The organism is Mycobacterium gordonae (genome assembly GCF_002101675.1).
GTDB lineage: Bacteria > Actinomycetota > Actinomycetes > Mycobacteriales > Mycobacteriaceae > Mycobacterium > Mycobacterium gordonae.
In genome coordinates this window covers 36453-57231 of the sequence record NZ_LQOY01000070.1, presented here as the reverse complement: position 1 = coordinate 57231, position 20779 = coordinate 36453, and the positions used below count along the sequence as shown (strand labels likewise).

The window sequence follows — 20779 nt, the reverse complement described above, 5'->3', positions numbered from 1 at the left end:
CCGCCGCTGCCGCCGGCGGCAACGCCTGGTTACTGGGCGAGGGCGGCTCCGGCGGTTCGGGGGCCAGCAGCGTGAGCGGGGTCGGCGGTGCGGGCGGCGCGGGCGCCAACGGCGGCTTCCTGATCGGGACCGGAGGATCCGGTGGGCACGGCGGATCGACGACATTCCTGGGCGGCGCCGCCGGCAATGGCGGTACGGCGGGCAACGCCTGGCTGTTCGGCCGGGGCGGCATCGGCGGCACCGGCGGCAGCAGCACCAGCGGAATCGGCGGCAACGGGGCGGCCGGCGGCAACGCCGGGTTCCTGCTCGGCAACGGCGCCGCCGGCGGCAGCGGCGGAGCCGGCGGAGCGGGCGACGGCATCGGCGGCGGCGGCGGAAACTCGTGGCTGCTGGGCAACGGCGGTCACGGCGGCAACGGCGCGATCGGCGGCACCGCCGGCCGGGCCGGGTTCCTGATCGGAAACGGCGGAGACGGCGGCACCGGGCGTGCCGGCGCCAACGGTGGCCTGCTGTTCGGCGACGGCGGCAACGGCGGCAGCGGCGGTGTCGAACTGCCCTCCGGCGGGGGTGCCGGCGGCCGGTCCTGGCTGCTGGGCAGCGGCGGTCACGGCGGTGCCGGCAGCGACGGGGTCAGCACCGTCGCGGACGGCAACGGCTGGGCCGGCGGCAACGGCGGCGCCGCGGGACTGCTGTTCGGCTTCGGCGGCAACGGCGGCAGCGGCGGTGCCGGGCTGGTCACCGTCGCCGGGTCCGGCAACGGCGGCGCCGGCGGCACCGGCGGTGACGCCGGATGGATCTGGGGCGTAGGCGGCGACGGCGGGACGGGCGGCGCGGGCGGCAGCGGCACCTTCCTCGCGACCGGCGGCCATGGAGGTGCCGGCGGCAGCGGCGGCACCGCGCGCATCTTCGGCACCGGCGGCAATGGCGGCGCCGGAGGCAGCGGGGGCGACCACAATGTCAGCACGGCCGCCGGGGCCGGCGGTCAGGGCGGCAATGCCGGCGGTAGCGGATTCATCTACGGCAACGGCGCGTTCGGCGGGGCCGGCGGATCCGGCGGGGCCGGCGGAATCGGGGCGACCGGCGGTGCGGGTGGCAACGGCGGCGCCGGCGCATCGACGTTCCTGTTGGGCAACGGCGGGGGCGGCGGCGCCGGCGGCGCGGCAGGCGCCGGAAGCAACCCCGTCGGCACGGGTGCGGCCGGTGGGTACGGCGGTACCGCGGGCAACAGCGGGTTCATCTTCGGCAACGGCGGGGCGGGGGGCGTCGGCGGCGCGGGCGGCGACAACCTGAGCCCGCAGCCCGGCGGGGCCGGCGGCAACGGTGGCGGCGGTGGCAACGCCACCTTCATCGGCAACGGCGGAAACGGCGGCGGCGGCGGCGCCGGCGGTGTGGGCGCCCCGGTGGGCACCACCGGTACCGGCGGCAGCGGGGGCCGTGGCGGCTTCTTCGGGCAGCCCGGGGTGACCGGCTAAGCACGAGTTATCCGATAACCGACCTGAGCATCCTTCTGACGAAGTGAGCGCGGGTACTCTAGGTCATCCCTGCCGTGACGGATGGTCCATACCCACCCGTCTCTGTCCATTTGAATGTCTTAAGTGTGGCGCATACCACTCTTTCGAGACTATTTAGATGATTTACCCTGTTTTTGGACAAATGTCAGTATGGTCTCAGGGTTTTCCAGTTATCGTTCGTATCGGCCTGGCCGATCAGCATGACCTGGGGACATGTAAACGACCTCTCGGGTCGTGACCTAGCTAGTGGGCGGTTCCCAATGTCGTACGTAATTGCATCGCCGGATGTGCTGTCAGCCGCGGCCTCGGATCTCGCCGGTCTGGGGGCCACCCTGGAGCGGGCGAACGCGGCCGCTGCGGCCTCGACCACCGAGCTGCTGGCCGCGGCGCAGGACGAGGTGTCGACGGCGATCGCAGCGCTGTTCGGCAACCACGGGCAGGCGTATCAGGCGATCAGCGCCCAGGCCGCCGAGTTCCACAGCCGCTTCATGCAGAGCCTGTCGACGGGCGCGGGTGCCTACGGCCTCGCCGAGGCCACTAACGCGGCACCGCTGGCCGGACTCGAGCAGGCGGTGCTCGGGGCGATCAACACTCCCACCCAGGTGCTGCTCGGACGCCCGCTGATCGGTGACGGAGCCAACGGCAGCACCCCTGGTGCGGCCGGCGGCGCGGGTGGATTGCTCTACGGCAACGGCGGTGCCGGCGCGGCGGGCGCGGCCGGACAGGCCGGCGGGGCCGGCGGGAGTGCCGGTCTGATTGGCAACGGTGGCGTCGGCGGGGCCGGCGGAGCCTCGACCACCGGCAACGGCGGGGCCGGTGGCGCCGGCGGCAGTGGCGGCTGGCTGTACGGCAGCGGTGGTATCGGTGGCGCGGGCGGCGCCAACCTGAACGGCCTGGGAACCGGCGGCGCCGGGGGCGCCGGCGGCCGGGCCTGGTTGATCGGTGCCGGAGGCACCGGCGGAGCCGGCGGCGCCGGCGCTAACGGCGGCTGGGGCGCGGCCGGCGGCCACGGCGGGTACCTCTACGGCGATGGCGGCACCGGCGGGGCCGGGGGCGGAAACACCAGTCCGACCGGCTTTGGCGGCACCGGCGGCCGCGGTGGTGACGCATATCTGTTCAGCAACGGCGGTGCCGGCGGATCCGGCGGCGCCGGTCCGACGGTGGGCGGCCAGGCCGGGTTCGGCGGCCACGGCGGCCACGGCGGGTTGCTGGCCGGCGCGGGCGGCGCCGGTGGTGCCGGCGGCATGGGCGCTACCGGCGGCGGCGGCGGAACGGGCGGCGACGCGGGATGGCTGTCCGGCGGTTCCGGCGGCGCCGGCGGCGCCGGTGGCATCGGCCAGACCGGCAATGGCGGGCTGGGTGGCGCCGGTGGCGCCGGCGGGTTGTACGGCGCCGGTGGAGCGGGTGGCACCGGTGGTGCGGGCGCCGCGGCCGGCGGCACCGGCGGGATCGGCGGCAACGCGGGCTGGCTGCTGGGCACCGGTGGCACCGGCGGCAGCGGTGGGGCCAGTGGCGCCGGCAACCCGGGCGGTAACGGCGGCGCCGGCGGCAACGGCGGCTGGTTGTACGGCAACGGCGGCGTGGGCGGCAACGGCGCCAACGGTGGAGCCGGACTCACCGGCGTCAACGGCGGCACGGGAGGCAACGGCGGCGCCGGCGGCCGGGGCGGCCTGCTCTTCAGCGACGGCGGCAACGGCGGCAACGGCGGCATCGGCGGCAAGGGCGGTATCGGCACCCAGGGCGCCAACGGCATTGACGGAACCTTCCCCGGCGGCAACGGCACCGACGGTGGGGACGGTGGCATCGGCGCCATCGGTGGTAACGGCGGCAGCGGCGGCGCCGGCGGCCGGGGCGGCCTGCTGTTCGGCGAATCCGGCATAACCGGTCGCGGCGGGGCCGGAGGCGACGGCGGCACCGGTGGACTCGGTGGCAACGGCGGCAACGGCGCGGCGGGCAACGCCGCCAATCCCAACGGCGGCAACGGCGGCAACGGCGGCAATAACGGCGTCGGTGCCGCAGGCGGCACCGGTGGGTCGGGTTCGGTCGTCGGGGCGCACGGCAAGGCGGGCACCACGACCACCGGAAGCGGCGGTAACGGCGGCAACGGCGGAGCGGGCTATGACGCATCCGCGGGTTCGGTTGCCGGCGCCAGTGGCGGCAACGGTGGTAGCGGCGGGCACGGCGGCAACTACGGCAACGGTGGGGCCGGTGGTGCGGGCGGCAACGGTGCGGCCGGCAAGGCGGGCGTCAACGGGCTCAACCCGGGTGACAGCGGTACCAGCGGCTCCGCCGGCGGATCCGGCGGCAGCGGCGGCGCCGGCGGCAATGGCGGTTCAATCTCGGGCAACAGCGGCGCCGGCGGCGCGGGCGGTCACGGTGGTGCCGGCGGCGCCGGCGGAATCGGCGTCGATGGCAAGAACGGCGCGGCCGCGGGCCAGGCGGGGCAGGCCGGAGGCAGTGGCGGCGACGGCGGGGCCGGCGGCAGCGGCGGGGCCGGCGGCAAGGCCGGCACGGTGCTCGGCAAGGGCGTGGCGGGCGCCGCGGGTACCGGCGGCGCCGGTGCCGACGGCGGCGCGGCCGGGCGACCCGGCGACGGTGGCGTGGGCGCGGCCGGCGACGCGAACCACATCGACGGAGCTGCGGGTGGTAAGGGCGGTAACGCCGGTACTGCGGGCACCGGTGGCAAGGGTGGTCTCAACGGGAGCGGAAGCGGCACGGGCGTCGATGGCGCCAACGGCGCGGCCGTAGTAGGTCCGGCGGGCTCCGGCGGCGACGGTGGTGCGGGTTACAGCGCGACCGTGGCCGGTGGCAATGGCGGTAGCGGCGGCGCCGGTGGCGACGGCGGCAACATCGGCAACGGCGGTAACGGCGGCGCCGGCGGCAACGGCGCGGCAGGTAAGGCCGGCGTCAACGGCGTCAGCGCGGGCGACAGCGGCACCGACGGGCTGGCCGGCGGTAAGGGCGGCGACGGTGGAGCTGGTGGCGCTGCGGGCGGTGCGGGAACGCACGGTGGTGCCGGTGGCGCCGGGGGCCAGGGCGGCGCCGGCGGCAAGGGAGGCAGCGGCGTCGACGGCTTCGACGGCCTCGCGACCACAGGCGATGGCGGCGCCGGTAAGGCCGGCGGCAATGCCGGTAGCGGCGGCGATGGCGGCGATGGCGGTAAAGGCGGGGCTGCGGGCGGAACCGGCCTGGGTGGTGCGGCAGGCGCGGCGGGCTCCGGTGGCGCGGCGGGCGGCGGCGGCGACGCGGGCGCGGCCGGCAAGGGCGGTAGCGGCGCCACCGGCGCGAACGGTCTGGCCGGGGTCAACGACGGCGCCGGCTACGCCGGTGGTGACGGCGGGGCCGGCGGTAACGGCGCCAACGGCGGTAAGGGCGGCGTCGGCGGTGTGGCCGGCAGCGGCGGTGGTGGTAGCGCGGGCGCGAACGGCAACGGCGGCGCGGCCAGCAGCGGTGGCGCCGGCGGCGCGGCCGGCTCTGGTGGTACCGGCGTCAACGGCGCCAATGGTGTGGCCGGTCAAAACGACGGTGCGGGCGTCGCCGGTGGTGACGGCGGGGCCGGTGGCAAGGGCGGCGCAGGTGGGACCGGCGGCACCGGCGGTCAGGCCGGAGGATTAGGAGCCACTGCGGGTGCCGACGGCAAGGGCGGCGCCGGCGGGGCCGGCGGCAATGCCGGTACCGCCGGGACCGGTGGCCGCGGCGCGGACGGCGTGACCGGCGCCGTGGACGGCGGAGCCGGCGGCAAGGGCGGTAACGCCGGCGCGGTCGGCCTGGGCGGTAGCGGTGGCACCGGACCTGCCGGCAACGGTGCCGCGGGCCTGAGCGGGCTGGGTGCCAACGGTGGCGACGGCGGCGCCGGCGGTAACGGATTGGCCGGGGCGGCCGGTGCCAACGGCGTGGGCGCCGGGGCCAGCGGCGGCAACGGCGTGGCCGGCGGTAAGGGCGGTGACGGGGGTGCTGGTGGTACCGCCAGCGGTGCCGGCACGCACGGCGGTGACGGCGGCGCCGGCGGCGTTGGTGGCGCCGGCGGCACGGGCGGCTCAGGTGTCGACGGTGACACTGGCGCTGCCACCAATGGTGCCGGCGGCGCCGGTCAGGCCGGCGGCAATGCCGGCAGCGGCGGCGACGGCGGCGCGGGCGGCAAGGGCGGTGACGCCGGCAGCGGCGGCACCGGCGGCGGCATCGCAGGTCAGGCCGGCAGTGGCGGTGCGGCCGGTAGCGGCGGCGACGCTGGCACAGCGGGCAAGGGCGGTAACGGCGCCAACGGCGCGAACGGGCTGGCCGGTGTCAACAGCGGCGCCGGTTACGCGGGCGGCGACGGCGGCGCCGGCGGCAACGGCGCCAACGGTGGCAACGGCGGCGCCGGCGGCCAGGCCGGCAGCGGCGGCGGCGCCACCGGCAAGGACGGCAACGGCGGCGCGGCCAGCAGTGGCGGGGCCGGCGGCGCGGCCGGCTCTGGTGGTACCGGCGTCAACGGCGCCAATGGTGTGCCCGGCCAGAACAACGGTGCGGGCGTCGCCGGCGGCGACGGCGGGGCCGGCGGTAAGGGCGGCGACGGCGGCAGCGGCGGCACCGGCGGCAAGGCCGGCGGCGGCACCGGCACAGTGGGTGCCGACGGAACGGGCGGGGCCGGCGGCCAGGGCGGCAACGCCGGCACGGCCGGCGACGGCGGTCGCGGTGCCGATGGTGTGACGGGTGCCGTGGACGGCGGTGCCGGCGGTAAAGGCGGCAACGCCGGCGCGGTCGGTCTAGGCGGTAGCGGCGGAATCGGTCCGGCCGGAAACGGGTTGGCCGGTGGGGCCGGAGCAGGCGCGGACGGCGGCAACGGTGGTGCCGGCGGCAACGGCCTGGCCGGGGCTGACGGCGCCGACGGTGTCAACCCCGGCGAGGGCGGCACCGACGGCTTCGCCGGTGGCAAGGGCGGCGACGGCGGTGCCGGCGGCACGGCCAGCGGGTCAGGCACGCACGGCGGCAGCGGCGGGGCCGGCGGCAAGGGCGGCCAGGGCGGCAAGGGCGGCAGCGGCGTCGACGGGGGCAACGGGGTTGCCACCGACGGTGCCGGGCAGGCCGGCCAGGCCGGCGGCAATGCCGGTAGCGGTGGTGACGGCGGCGCGGGCGGTAAGGGCGGCGACGCCGGCAGCGGCGGCACCGGCGGCGGCATCGCAGGTCAGGCAGGCAGTGGCGGTGATGCCGGAAACGGCGGCGCGGCGGGCGCTGCCGGCAAGGGCGGCATCGGCGCGCACGGTCACGACGGCGCCGCCGGGGTCAACAACGGGGCCGGCTACGACGGCGGCGACGGCGGCGCCGGCGGCAAGGGCGGCAACGGCGGCAACGGTGGGGTTGGCGGCCAGGCCGGCAGCGGCGGCGGTGGCACCACGGGCAAGGACGGCAACGGCGGTACGGCCAGCAGCGGCGGCGCCGGCGGGGCGGCCGGGGCCGGTGGCGCCGGCGTCAACGGCGCCAACGGCCAGGTCGGAACCAACGACGGCGCGGGTGTCGCCGGTGGCGACGGCGGGGCCGGCGGTAAGGGCGGCGACGGCGGCAGCGGCGGTACCGGCGGCAAGGCCGGCGGTCTCACTGGCAGCGCAGGTGCCGACGGCAAGGGCGGGGCCGGTGGTCTGGGCGGCAATGCCGGCACGGCCGGTGACGGTGGCCGCGGCGCCGACGGCGTGACCGGCGCCGTGGACGGCGGCGCCGGAGGCAAGGGCGGCAACGCCGGCGCGGTCGGCGTCGGCGGCAGTGGTGGTGTCGGGCCGGCCGGGAACGGGTTGGCCGGTGGGTCCGGAGCCGGCGCCAACGGCGGTAGCGGTGGTGCCGGTGGCAACGGGCTGGCCGGGGCGAACGGCGCCAATGGCCTCAACGCCGGCGACAGCGGCACCAACGGCAGCGCCGGCGGCAAGGGCGGCGACGGCGGTGCCGGCGGCACGGCCAGCGGCGCGGGGACACACGGCGGCGCCGGTGGCGCCGGTGGTCAGGGCGGCGCGGGCGGTAAGGGCGGCTCCGGTCTCAACGGCGGCAATGCGGTGGCCGGGGAGGACGTGTACGGCACCGGTGTGGGCGCCGGCCAGGCCGGCGGCAACGCCGGCAGCGGCGGTGACGGCGGGGCCGGCGGCAAGGGCGGGGACGCCGGTGGCGGCGGCACCGGCGGCGGTGTCACGGGCAAGGCGGGCAGCGGCGGTGCAGCGGGCAACGGTGGCGACGCCGGCACCGCGGGCAAGGGCGGCGCGGGCGCCAGCGGCGCCAACGGTGTGCTCGGCATCAACAACGGCGCAGGTGTCGCCGGCGGCGACGGCGGCGCCGGCGGTAACGGCGCCAACGGCGGCAACGGCGGCGCCGGCGGTCAAGCCGGCAGCGGCGGCGGTGGCGCCGCGGGCAAGGACGGCAACGGCGGCGCGGCCAGCAACGGCGGCGCGGGCGGCGCGGCCGGCCGAGGTGGTGCGGGTGCGGCCGGAGCCAACGGCGTGGCCGGCCTGAACAACGGCGCGGGCGTAGCCGGTGGTGACGGCGGCGCCGGCGGCACGGGCGGCGCCGGCGGCACGGGCGGCGCCGGCGGAAAGGCCGGTGGCCTCACCGGCAGCGCGGGTGTCGACGGTAGCGGCGGAGCCGGCGGCAAGGGCGGCAACGCCGGCACCGGCGGCACCGGCGGTCGGGGCGCCGAAGGCACCAGCACCTACGTCGACGGCGGCGCCGGCGGTACGGGCGGCAACGCCGGCGCGGTCGGCGCCGGTGGGACCGGCGGTGTCGGGCCCGCGGGCAAGGGCGCGGACGGCCTGTCCGGGTCCGGCGCCAACGGTGGTAAAGGTGGCGCCGGCGGTAACGGCGCGGCCGGGGCCAACGGCGCGACCGCAGGAGGCAACGGCACCAACGGTCAAGCTGGCGGCAAAGGTGGCGACGGCGGGGCCGGCGGCACGGCCAGCGGAGTCGGAACCATCGGCGGCGACGGCGGGGCCGGCGGTAGCGGCGGCGCGGGCGGCAAGGGCGGTTCCGGCGTCGACGGCAACAACGGCGTCGCCACCACGGGCGCCGGCGGCGCGGGCCAGGCGGGCGGCAACGCCGGCAGCGGCGGCGACGGCGGAGCCGGCGGTAAAGGCGGCGCGGCCGGTAGTGGTCCGACCGCCGGCAAGGGCGGTGACGGCGGTGCGGCCGGCAGCGGCGGCGCGGCCGGCACGGCGGGTAAGGGCGGCATCGGCGCGGCCGGCGCCAACGGTGTGGCCGGGGTCAACAACGGCGCCGGCTACGCCGGCGGTGACGGCGGGGCCGGCGGCGCCGGCGGCAACGGCGGCAACGGCGGTGTCGGTGGAGCGGGCGGCGCTGGCGGCGGCATCAACGGCGCCAACGGCAACGGTGGCGCCGCGAGCAGCGGCGGCGCCGGCGGGGCGGCGGGCTCCGGCGGCGCCGGGATCACCGGCGCCAGCGGCCAGGCCGGGTCCAACGCGGGTGCGGGTCAGGCCGGCGGCAGCGGTGGCGCCGGCGGTAAGGGCGGCGACGGCGGGACCGGTGGAACCGGCGGTAAGGCCGGCGGCATCGGCGCGACGGCAGGCACCGACGGCAAGGGCGGCGACGGTGGCCAGGGCGGTAACGCCGGCACGGCCGGTGCCGGTGGCCGTGGCGCCGACGGCACCAGCACGTTCGTCGACGGCGGGGCCGGCGGCAAGGGCGGTGACGCCGGTGCGGTCGGTGCTGGCGGTAAGGGCGGCAGTGGGCTTGCCGGCAACGGCGCCAACGGCGCCGATGGAGCGGGCGCCAACGGCGGTAACGGCGGCGCCGGCGGTAACGGCGCGGCCGGAGCGGCCGGTAAAGACGGCGTCGACCCGGGTGACAGCGGCACGGGTGGCAGCGCTGGCGGCAAGGGCGGTGACGGTGGCGCCGGCGGGACCGCCAGCGGCAAGGGCATCGGTGGCACAGGTGGTCAGGGCGGCACCGGCGGCATCGGTGGCACCGGCGGGTCTGGTGTCGACGGCGGTACCGGCGTGGCCGGCGGCAACGCAGGTGCGGGCGGAAGCGGTGGAGCCGGCGGCAAGGGCGGCGACGCCGGCGGTGCCGGCACCGGCGGCGGTACCGCGGGTTCGTCGGGCAGCGGCGGAGCGGCCGGCTCCGGCGGCAACGCGGGCCTCGCGGGCAAGGGCGGCATAGGCGCGACCGGCGCCAACGGCGTGGCCGGCGTTAACGGTGGCGCCGGTACGGCCGGGGGTGACGGCGGGGCCGGCGGCAACGGGGCCAACGGCGGCGACGGTGGCACCGGCGGAGCCGCCGGCAGCGGGACCGGCGGTAAGGCAGGCGCGAACGGTAACGGCGGCGCTGCCAGCAACGGCGGCGCCGGCGGAGCTGCCGGTAACGGCGGCGCGGGGGTCACCGGCGCCAACGGCGTGGCCGGCGTCAACAGCGGCGCCGGAGTAGCCGGTGGCGATGGCGGGGCAGGCGGCAAGGGCGGGGCCGGCGGGACTGGCGGCACCGGCGGCTCAGCCGGCGGTGCGGGCGCCACTAACGGCGCCAGCGGCAAGGGCGGCAACGGCGGTCAGGGCGGCAACGCCGGCACCGCCGGCAACGGCGGTCGCGGCGCCGACGGCACCAGTGCGCTCGTCGACGGCGGAGCCGGCGGCAAGGGCAGCAACGCGGGCGCGGTAGGCCTGGGCGGCACGGCGGGCACCGGTCCCGCCGGCAGCGGCACCGCAGGAAACAGCGGCGCAGGCGCCAACGGCGGCAGCGGTGGCGCCGGCGGTAACGGCGCGGCCGGCGCCGACGGCGCCAACGGTGTGAACCCCGGCGACAGCGGCACCGCCGGCTCAGGCGGCGGTAAGGGTGGCGACGGCGGCGCCGGCGGCACCGCCAGCGGAGTCGGCACCACCACCGGTAACGGTGGAGCCGGCGGCCAGGGCGGCGCGGGCGGCAAGGGCGGCTCCGGTGTGACCGGGGCCAACGGCACGACAACCACCGGCATCGGCAACGCCGGTCAGGCCGGAGGTAACGCCGGCGCCGGTGGCGCCGGTGGGGCCGGTGGCGCCGGCGGCGCCGCGGGCACGCCCGGCACCGGCATCAGCAAGGGCACCTCCGGCAACGGCGGCGCGGGCGGCAACGGGGGCGCGGCCGGAACCGCGGGCGCCGGTGGGCTCGGCGCCAACGGCGCCAACGGCGTCACCGGACTCAACAACGGCGCCGGCTACGCCGGCGGCAATGGCGGCGCCGGTGGTAACGGCGCCGCGGGCGGCAAGGGTGGCAACGCGGGGGCGGCCGGCGGTATCGGCGCCACCGCGGGCAGCAACGGCAGCGGCGGCGCCGGCAGCAGCGGCGGCGCCGGCGGCGCGGCCGGATCCGGCGGCACCGGCATCACCGGTGCCAACGGGGTGGCCGACGTCAACAAGTACGGCACCGGGATCGGCGGCGGCCAGGCCGGCGGCGACGGCGGCGCCGGCGGCACGGGCGGCAAGGGCGGTGCCGGTGGTGGCGGCGGCACCGCGGGCACGGGTGGTGCCGGCGGGACGGCGGGCGCGAACGGCAACGGCGGTGCGGGCGGCAAGGGCGGCAATTCCGGAGCGGCCGGTAGCGGCGGGGACGGTGTGGGCGGCACCACTGCCAACCCGAACGGCGGCGCTGGTGGGGCGGGCGGCAACGCCGGTGCCACCGGCACAGGCGGCGGAGGCGGCACCGCCGGTACCGGCGGCACCGGCGGCAGCAGCGGCATCGCCGGTGGCAACGGCACCGGGGCTAACGGCGGCAACGGCGGTGCGGGCGGGAACGGCGCGGCCGGCACGCCCGGCTCGAACGGAGTCAACGCGAACAACCCCCACGGCGCCGACGGCACCGCGGGCGGCACCGGCGGCGCCGGAGGCGCCGGAGGCAAGGGCGCGGGCAGCGGCTACAAGGGCGGCACCGGCGGTCTGGGCGGCAACGGTGGCGTCGGCGGCGCCGGCGGCAGCGGCATAGACGGCAGCAACGGCGTCGCCACCACCGGTGTCGGCGGCTCGGGCACCGCCGGCGGTAACGCCGGAAACGGTGGCGCCGGCGGCAACGGCGGGGCAGGTGGCGCCGCGGGAGCCGCCAACGGCAGCGCCGGGGCGGGCACGGCGGGCAACGGCGGCAACGCGGCCAAGGGCGGTAACGCGGGCACCGCCGGCAACGGTGGAACCGGCGCGGCCGGCGCCAACGGAAGCTCCGGCTTCAACAACGGCGCCGGTTACGCCGGTGGCGACGGCGGCGCCGGCGGCAAGGGCGGCAACGGTGGAGCCGGCGGCACCGGTGGTGCGGCCGGAGCGACCAACGGCGGCACCGCGGGCACCGCGGGCACCAACGCCGGCGGCGGCAACGCCAGCAACGGCGGGGCAGGCGGCGCGGCCGGCGGCGGCGGCACCGGCATCACCGGGGCCAACGGTGTCAGCGACCAGAACAACTACAACAACGGCATCGGTGGCGGTCAGGCCGGCGGCGACGGCGGCGCGGGCGGCACCGGCGGGGCCGGCGGCGACGGCGGCAAGGGCGGGACGGCCGGCGGCGCCGGCGCCACGGCAGGCACCAACGGCAGTGGCGGCATCGGCGGCAAGGGCGGCAACGCGGGCACGCCCGGCAGCGGCGGCAACGGCGCGGCTGGCACCAGCACCAACGTCAACGGCGGTGCCGGCGGCAACGGTGGCAACGCCGGAGCCGTCGGCAAGGGCGGCGCCGGCGGCACCAACGGTGGCGGCGGCACCGCGGCGAACGGCGCCAACGGCGCCAACGTCGCCGGGCCCGTGGGCAACGGCGGCAACGGCGGCAGTGGGTTCAACCCGCAGGCCGCCGGCGCCAGCGGCGGCAACGGCGGAGCCGGCGGTGACGGCGGCAACTACGGCAACGGCGGCAACGGCGGCCAGGGCGGCAACGGTGTGGCCGGCAATAACGGCAGCACCGGCGCCAAAGCCGGCGACAGCGGCGGCAACGGCCAAGCCGGCGGATCCGGCGGCGCCGGCGGCCGCGGCGGTAAGGCCGGCGTGAACTTCGGCAACGGCGGCGCCGGTGGCGCCGGCGGTAGCGGCGGCGACGGCGGCACGGGCGGTACCGGACAAAATGGCGCGAACGGTGTGGCCGGCGTCAACAACGGCGCGGGGCAGGCCGGCGGCAACGGCGGCAACGGGGCGAACGGCGGTAACGGCGGTGCCGGCGGCGTGGGCGGCAGCTCAACGAAGGGCGTCGCCGGCGCGTCCGGCGCCGGCGGCAACGCCGGTAACGGCGGCAACGCCGGGACACCTGGCGACGGCGGCATGGGTGCCGCCGGCACGGCCACCAGCCCGAACGGCGGGGTCGGCGGCAACGGCGGCAACGCCGGCACGGTCGGCGCCGGCGGTATCGGCGGCAGCAACGGCAACGGAATCGGCACCGGCAAGTACGGCATCGACGGCGCGTTGCCGCAGACCCCGGTCGGCAACGGCGGAAAGGGTGGCGCCGGATTCACCTCGACGGCCGCCGGCGCGAACGGCGGCGATGGCGGCGCCGGCGGCAAGGGCGGCAACTACGGCAGCGGCGGAGCCGGCGGTGACGGCGGCAACGGTGTAGCGGGCGCCCTCGGCAAGGACGGCGCCAGCGCGGGCAAGAACGGCGGCACCGGTCAGGCGGGCGGAGCCGGCGGCAAGGGCGGCGTCGGTGGTGACGCCGGCATCAATCTCGGGGACGGCGGCGCCGGCGGCAATGGCGGCACCGGCGCAGATGGTGGTGCCGGCGGCACCGGCGCGGACGGCGCCAACGGCGTCTCCGGCCTGAACGAGTACCAAAACGGTGTGGGTGGCGGCCAGCACGGCGGCGATGGCGGCAGCGGCGGGGCAGGCGGCAACGGCGGAGCAGGCGGCGCCGGCGGCAAGGCCGGGCTGTACGGCACCGCCGGAACGGTCGGCACCGGCGGCAACGCCGGCAACGGCGGCGCGGCGGGCGGCTCCGGCAGTGGCGGTAGCGGCGCGGCGGGCATCACCAGCAGCACTGCCGGCGGCGCGGGCGGCAACGCGGGCAAGGTCGGGTCGGCCGGCGCCGGCGGCACCGGTGGCCTCGACGGAGGCGGCGACGTCAGTGGCGCCGACGGCACCGCAGGCGCGGCCTTCACCGGCCCGTCGGGCAACGGCGGTGACGGCGGTGTCGGCTACAGCTGGGCGCCCAACGCCACCGATGCCAAGGGCAACGGCCTCAATGGCGGCGCCGGCGGCCAGGGTGGCAGCGGCGGCAGCAACGGCAACGGCGGCAAGGGCGGGGCCGGCGGCAGCGGCTCCAACGGTGCGGCCGGCACCAATGGCCTCAACACCGGCGACTCCGGCATCAACGGTGGCAAGGGCGGCGCCGGCGGCGCCGGTGGCGCGGGTGGGGCCGGCGGCACCACCATCGGCAACGGCGGCCAGGGCGGCGCCGGAGGCAACGCCGGCAGCGGCGGCAACGGCGGCAACGGCGTCGACGGCCACGACGGTCTGCCCAACTCCAACATGTACGGCAACGGCATCGGCGGCGGCGAGAACGGCGGCAACGGCGGCGTCGGCGGCACCGGCGGTAACGGCGGCGTCGGCGGGGCCGGCGGCACTGCGGGCGTGGGCGGCACGGCGGGCGCCGGTGGGGCCGGCGGCAACGCCGGCAACGGCGGCAACGGCGGCACCCAGGGCAACGGCGGCAACGGTGCCGCCGGCACCCTCGCCAACCCCGACGGCGGAGCCGGCGGCAAGGGCGGCAACCCCGGTACCGGTGCCAGCGGCGGCACCGGTGGTAGCGGCGGCGTCAACGGCAGCGGCACCGGTTCCGGCCTTAACGGCGCCAACGGCACCAACGGCACCACTCCCACGGGCGTCGGCGGCAACGGCGGCAACGGGGGCGACGGCTACAACGCGACCACCCCCGGCGCCAACGGCGGCAAGGGCGGCAAGGGCGGCGACGGCGGCCTGTACGGCGACGGCGGCGCCGGCGGTAACGGCGGCAGCGGCGCGGCCGGCAAGGCCGGCGCCAACGGGACGCCCACCGATCCCAACGGCGCCACTGGCCAGAACGGCGGCAACGGTGGCGCCGGCGGCGACGGCGGCAACAGCGGCACCCTGAACGGGAAAGGCGGCGCCGGCGGCAACGCCGGCAACGGCGCGGCCGGCGGCAACGGCGGCAACGGCCTCGACACCAACGTCGGAGTGGGCGGCAACGCCGGCAACGGCGGCGACGGCGGCCTGGGCGCCGCCGGTGGCAAGGGTGGCAACGGCTTCCTCGGCGGCGGCAAGGGCGGAAACGGCAGCGACCCCGGCGTCGGCGGTAGCGCCGGCGTTCCCGGCACCGGGCCGGGCGGCACGGGTGCCAACGGCACACCCGGCATCACGCCCACCTCCCCCACCGGCAACGGCGGCGACGGCGGCAACGCGTTCGGCACCCCGGGCGCCGGGCAGACCGGTTACGCCGGCGGTGACGGCGGCGACGCCGGCGCCTACGGCAACGGTGGCAACGGCGGCAACGGCTTCACCGGCGGCACCGGAGTGACCGGCACCACCGGCGGCCCAGGCCAGAACGGCGGCGTCGGCGGCACCGGTGGCGACGGCGGCGCGGCCGGCAAGGGCGGCAACGGCGGCACCATCGCCGGCAACAGCGGCAACGGCGGCAAGGGCGGCGACGGCGGTGCCGGCGGCGTCGGTGGCAAGGGCGGCACCGGCGACTTCAGCATCAACGGCGGCAAGGGCGGCGATGCCGGCAACGGCGGGACCGGCGGCAAGGGGGCCGCCGGCGGCAATGCCGGAACCGTCACCAGCGGCACCGTCGGCAACGGCGGCGCGGGCGGCAACGGCGGTATCGGCGGCGTCAGCGGAGTCGGCGGCACCGGTGCCGCGGGCACCGCCGCCAACCCGACCGGCGGCAGCGGAGGCAACGGCGCCAACCCGGGCCTGGGAGGCACCGGCGGTACCGGCGGCAGCGGTACCATCCCCGGCGCCAACGGTGCCAACGGCGCCACCCCCACCACCATTGCCGGCAACGGCGGCACCGGCGGGGCCGGCTGGAACTCCACCGACCCGACCAAGGCCGGAGGCGACGGCGGCGTCGGCGGCAACGCCGGGCAGTACGGCACCGGCGGCACCGGCGGCAAGGGCGGCAGCGGCGCCAAGGGCACCACCGGGAGTGACGGCAACACACCGGGCGCCGACGGCACCATCGGCGGCAATGCCAGCAATGGCGGCAACGGCGGCAAGGGTGGCCTGGGCGGCAGCATCGCCGGCGACGGCGGAAACGGCGGCGCGGCGGGCGACGGAGGCACCGGCGGCACCGGCGGCAACGGCGGCGGCGGGATCAACGGCGGTAACGGCGGTCACGGCGGTGGCGGCGGCAACGGCGGCGCCGGCGGCAAGGGCGGCGACGGCGGTGCGCCGTCCGCCCCCGGCTACCAGACCGGCAACGGCGGTGCCGGCGGCAACGGCGGTAACACCGGGGTCGGCGGCAACGGCGGCGACGGGGGCAACGGCACCTACGGCAACCCCAACGGCGGCAAGGGCGGCGACGGCGGCAACATCGGCGCCGGCGGCGCGCTCGGCAAGGGCGGCACCGGCTTCGTCAACGGAGCCGACGGCAAGGCCGGCACCGTCCCCGCGGGTACCGCCGGCAACGGCGGCAAGGGTGGCACCGGGTTCAGCTACAACCCCCTCACCGACCCGGGCAAGACCGGCGGCGACGGCGGGGCCGGCGGCAACGGCGGCACCATCGGCAACGGTGGGAACGGCGGCGCCGGCGGCAACGGCACAGCCGGCAAGGTGGGCGTCAACGGCGTCGCCGCCGGCAGCAGCGGCACCAGCGGCCAGGCCGGCGGGTCCGGCGGCAGCGGCGGCGCCGGCGGCAACAGCGGCACCCTGGCCGGCAACGCCGGCAGCGGGGGCGCGGCCGGCAACGGCGCGGCCGGCGGCAGGGGCGGCAACGGCGTCAGCGGCAAGTCCGGCCTGCCCGGCGTCAACAGCGGCGCCGGCCAGGACGGCGGCAGCGGCGGCGACGGGGGCAATGGCGGCTCCGGCGGCAACGGCGGCAAGGCCGGCGCGCTGCTCAACGGCAGCGGCAGCAACGGCACCGACGGCACCGGCGGCAATGGCGCCAACGGCGGCAAGGCCGGAACACCGGGCAACGGCGGCACCGGCGCGGCGGGCACCGTCGGCAACCCCAACGGCGGCAACGGCGGCAACGGCGGCAACGCCGGCAAGGCCGGGATCGGCGGCAGCGGCGGCACCGGGTCCACTCCCGGGACCAACGGCGCCAACGGCGCCTCCGTCACCGCCCCGGCCGGCAACGGTGGCCAGGGCGGCGCCGGATACAACCCGCTCACCAAGGGCGCCAGCGGCGGCAACGGCGGCGCCGGCGGCAACGGCGGCAACATCGGCAACGGCGGCAACGGCGGCGCCGGCGGCAACGGTGTCGACAGCTCCCTGAACGGTGCGAACGGCACCAAGTCCGGTGACTCCGGCGTCAACGGCCGCGCGGGCGGATCCGGCGGCAACGGTGGGGCCGGGGGCAAGGGCGGATCGATCTCCGGCGACGGAGGCCAAGGAGGAGCCGGCGGCAACGGCGGCAACGGCACGGCCGGCGGCAACGGTGTGTCCGGCGCCAATGGCGTGGCTGATGCCGACCAGTACGGCACCGGCATCGGCGGCGGCCAGAACGGCGGCAACGGCGGCGCCGGCGGCGCCGGCGGCAACGGCGGCAACGGCGGGGTCGGCGGCACGGCCACCAACGGCGTCAACGGCAGTGACGGCACCGGCGGCAACGGCGGCAACGGCGGCAAGGCCGGCACCCCGGGCGACGGCGGCAACGGCGCCGCCGGCACCGTGACCAACCCCAACGGCGGCAACGGCGGCAACGGCGGCAACGAGACGGCGGGCAAGGGCGGTACCGGCGGCACCTCCAACACCAAGGCGGGCACCAACGGCACCGACGGCGGCACGGTCGGCGGTGTGATCGGCAGCGGCGGATCCGGCGGCAACGGCTACAGCCAGACCGCGGCCAACCCCGGCACGGCCGGCGGCAGCGGTGGCGCCGGCGGCAACGGCGGCAACCACGGCAACGGCGGCGCCGGCGGCAACGGCGGCAACGGCTCGGCCGGCACGGCCGGCCTCGGCGGCGTCGGCGCCGGAGCGAGCGGCACCGACGGCATGGCCGGTGGCGCCGGCGGTAACGGCGGCACCGGCGGCACCGGCGGCAGCGGCTTCGGCAACGGCGGCAACGGCGGCACCGGCGGTATCGGCGCCAACGGCGGCAACGGCGGTGACGGCGTGGCCGGTTCGGCCGGGACGGCCGGCACGAACGGCGGCGCCGGACAGAACGGCGGCAACGGCGGCACCGGTGGCGCCGGCGGCAACGGCGGCAACGCCGGGCTCGGCGGCAAAGCCCTCGGCACCGGCACCGACGGTGCCGACGGCAACGGCGGCAACGCCGGTAACGGCGGCAAGGCCGGAACTCCGGGCGATGGCGGCAAGGGCGCCGACGGCACCTCCACCAACCCCAACGGTGGCAAGGGTGGCGACGGCGGCACCGCGATCGTCGGCAAGGGCGGTACCGGCGGCTCCAACAGCGGCGGCACCGGCACCACCGGCAGCAACGGCAGCGACGGCGCCGGCTTCGCCGGCCCGGTCGGCAACGGCGGCAACGGTGGCAACGGCTTCACCCAGACCAGCACGGCTGGCGCCAGCGGCGGCAGCGGCGGGGCCGGCGGCAACGGCGGGACCTACGGCAACGGCGGCACGGGCGGCAACGGCGGTAACGGCTTCGCCGGGTCGAACGGCGGCGCAGGCGTCAACGGTCAGGCCGGCGGTAGCGGAGGCAATGCCGGAGCAGGCGGTAACGGCGGCACCATCTCCGGAAACGGCGGCGCGGGCGGCACCGGCGGCACCGGTGCCAACGGCGGCAACGGCGGCGGCGGCGCGAACGGCACCACCGGCGTCCAAGGTGTGAACGGTGGTGCGGGCACCAACGGCAACAACGGCGCGAACGGCGGCGCGGGCGGCAACGGCGGCGCCGGCGGCAAGGGCGGCACGGCGCTGGGCACCGGGACCAACGGCCCCGACGGCAACGGCGGCAACGGCGGCAACGGCGGGGCCGCCGGGACCGGCGGCGCGGGGGGCAACGGCGCTGCGGGCACGTTCGCCAACCCCGACGGCGGCAAGGGCGGCAACGGCGGCAACACGGGCACCGTGGGGGCCGCCGGCAAGGGCGGTCTAAACGGCAGCGGCATCGGCTCCGGTGCCGATGGCGCGGCCGGCACCACCCCCACCACCCAGACCGGCAACGGCGGCAACGGCGGCGCCGGCTTCAGCTACAACGCGGCCACCGACCCCGGCAAGGCGGGCGGTAACGGCGGAGCCGGCGGCAACGCCGGCCAGTACGGCACCGGCGGCGCGGGCGGCAACGGCGGCAACGGCACCGCGGGCACGGCCGGCGCGGCCGGCAGCAGCCCGGGCGGCAACGGCTCGACCGGTCAGGCCGGTGGAGCCGGTGGTAAGGGCGGGGCCGGCGGTCTGGGCGGCACCGTCGCCGGCAACGGCGGCGCCGGCGGCAACGGCGGCACCGGCGGCACCGGTGGGGCGGGTGGCAACGGCGCGGCCGGTGACCCGACCTTCGGGGGCGTGACCAACGGTGCAGGCGGCAAGGGCGCCGACGGCGGCGCCGGCGGAGCCGGCGGCGCGGCCGGAGCGGGCGGCAACGCCCTCGGTGCCGGCAACGGCGGCATCGGCGGCAACGGCGGCATCGGCGGCAACGGCGGCGCACCCGGCACCGGCGGCAACGGGGCGGCCGGAACCCTGGCGCACCCCGACGGCGGCAACGGCGGCGACAGCGGCACCGGAGGCAAAGGTGGCGCCGGGGGCGCCGGCGGCGCCGGCGGCAGCGGCGGGGCCACCTCCGGCAACGGCGGCCTGGGCGGCAACGGCGGCAAGGGCGGCAACGGTGGCAGCGCGTTGGCGCTGCAGACCGGCGGTGTCGGCGGGAACGCCGCAGTCGGAACCAACGGCAACGGCGGCAACGGCGGCAAGGGTCCCAGCGGCGGCGACGGCGGCGACGGTGGCGTCCTGGGCACCGGCGGCGCGGCCGGCACCGGCGGCATCGGCGGAGGCAACGGAACCGCCGGCACCGGCGGCGCTGGCGGTAGCGCGGGCAGCGGCGGGACCGGGGGCAAGGGCGACGGCACCGGCACCGACGGCCTCACCGGCGCGATCGGGTCGACGGGCAAGGCCGGCAACTGACCGGCCCAGCGGGTCTAGAACTGCAGCGCCCGGTAACGCCAGTCCAGCACCTGCCGGTCCGGCTCGCCGGCCGCGTAGACCAGCGACCGTAGCCCCAGCACCCCCCCGTTGGAGCTCGGGGTGGCCGACTCGACGTGCAGCTCGCTGTAGAGGGTGTCCCCCTCGTACACCGGGCCGGTGTGATCGCAGGATTCCCAGCCCAGCACCGCGGCCAGGTTGGGCAGCAGCCGGTTGGCCTGCGCGAACGCCAGCCCGATGGTGTGTCCCCCGTACACCAGCCGCTGGCCGCCGACCCGCGAGTCATGGTGCGTGGCAGCGATATTCAGGGTGAGACGGGCTAGCTCGGGGGCACTGGTGACGACGTCGCCGGTGCTGTGCAGCACCGCACCCGCCAGGCCGGGGTCGAAATGCGGGCCCGGCACCTTGGCGCGGAACGCCTCGCCGTCCCACGTCTGGGTGGGGTTCACCGCCGCAGGTGGCGCTTCGAGGACCGACAGGTCGTCATCGCGGCCGGATCCCGCCACCGAGTCGGGGCTGGCGGGCAGCATCGCGCAGCGGTGAAAGTCCAGCACCAATCGATCGGCCTGGTCGATAGTCGTCATGCGCAGCGCCGCCAGTCCGGTGGGCGCCCGGCCGGGCTTGGCCGTGTTGGCGCGCAGACCCACGACTTCGGTTCGGGTGTAGAGGGTGTCACCGATCACGGGGAACCGGTGGAACGTCAGCCCGCGGTAGAACAGGTTGGCCTTGACCCGCTGGGTGGCCAGCGTCGACTGCCCGATCGCCACGTCGCACACCAGGCTGGGGTGGGCCAGGGCGGCCGGCGCGCCCGTCACGGCGGCACACAGATCGGCGTCCAGCGCCAACCGCAGCCGGTCGCCGATGATCGCCTGGTGGGCCGCGGCCAGACCGGGCGACAGGGTGACCGAGGGCGCCCAGTCGAATACCTGCCCCACGGCCAGGTCGTCGAAGTAGGGCCCGCCCGCACGCACCGCCGTATACCCGTCAGTCACGGAATGTCATGCTGGCAGGCTGTCTCAGCGAGGGTCAAACACGCGCCTCGCCGAAAGTGAATTTGACGACGTGACACGCCGGTTC

At 78.4% G+C, this 20779-nt stretch carries 2 protein-coding genes and 1 pseudogene; 2 read left to right on the top strand and 1 reads right to left on the bottom strand.

The genetic code is table 11. From position 1 onward, the window contains the following. Together AWC08_RS36415 and AWC08_RS36410 are read left to right on the top strand one after the other, a co-directional pair. Window positions 1-1472, top strand: a pseudogene (locus tag AWC08_RS36415) (PE family protein); the annotation flags it as partial. A 299-nt stretch (window positions 1473-1771) separates the two neighbouring features. After that, a complete protein-coding gene (locus AWC08_RS36410) occupies window positions 1772-19684 on the top strand; it encodes a PE family protein (protein ID WP_159459981.1) in 17913 nt (5970 codons plus the stop codon). 14 nt (window positions 19685-19698) lie between these two features. On the opposite strand, the gene AWC08_RS11140 is transcribed toward AWC08_RS36410, so the two are convergent. Beyond that, window positions 19699-20694, bottom strand: coding sequence for a MaoC family dehydratase (locus AWC08_RS11140; RefSeq protein WP_069433674.1), 996 nt, complete (start codon window positions 20692-20694; stop codon window positions 19699-19701). Between the last annotated feature and the right edge of the window lie 85 nt (window positions 20695-20779).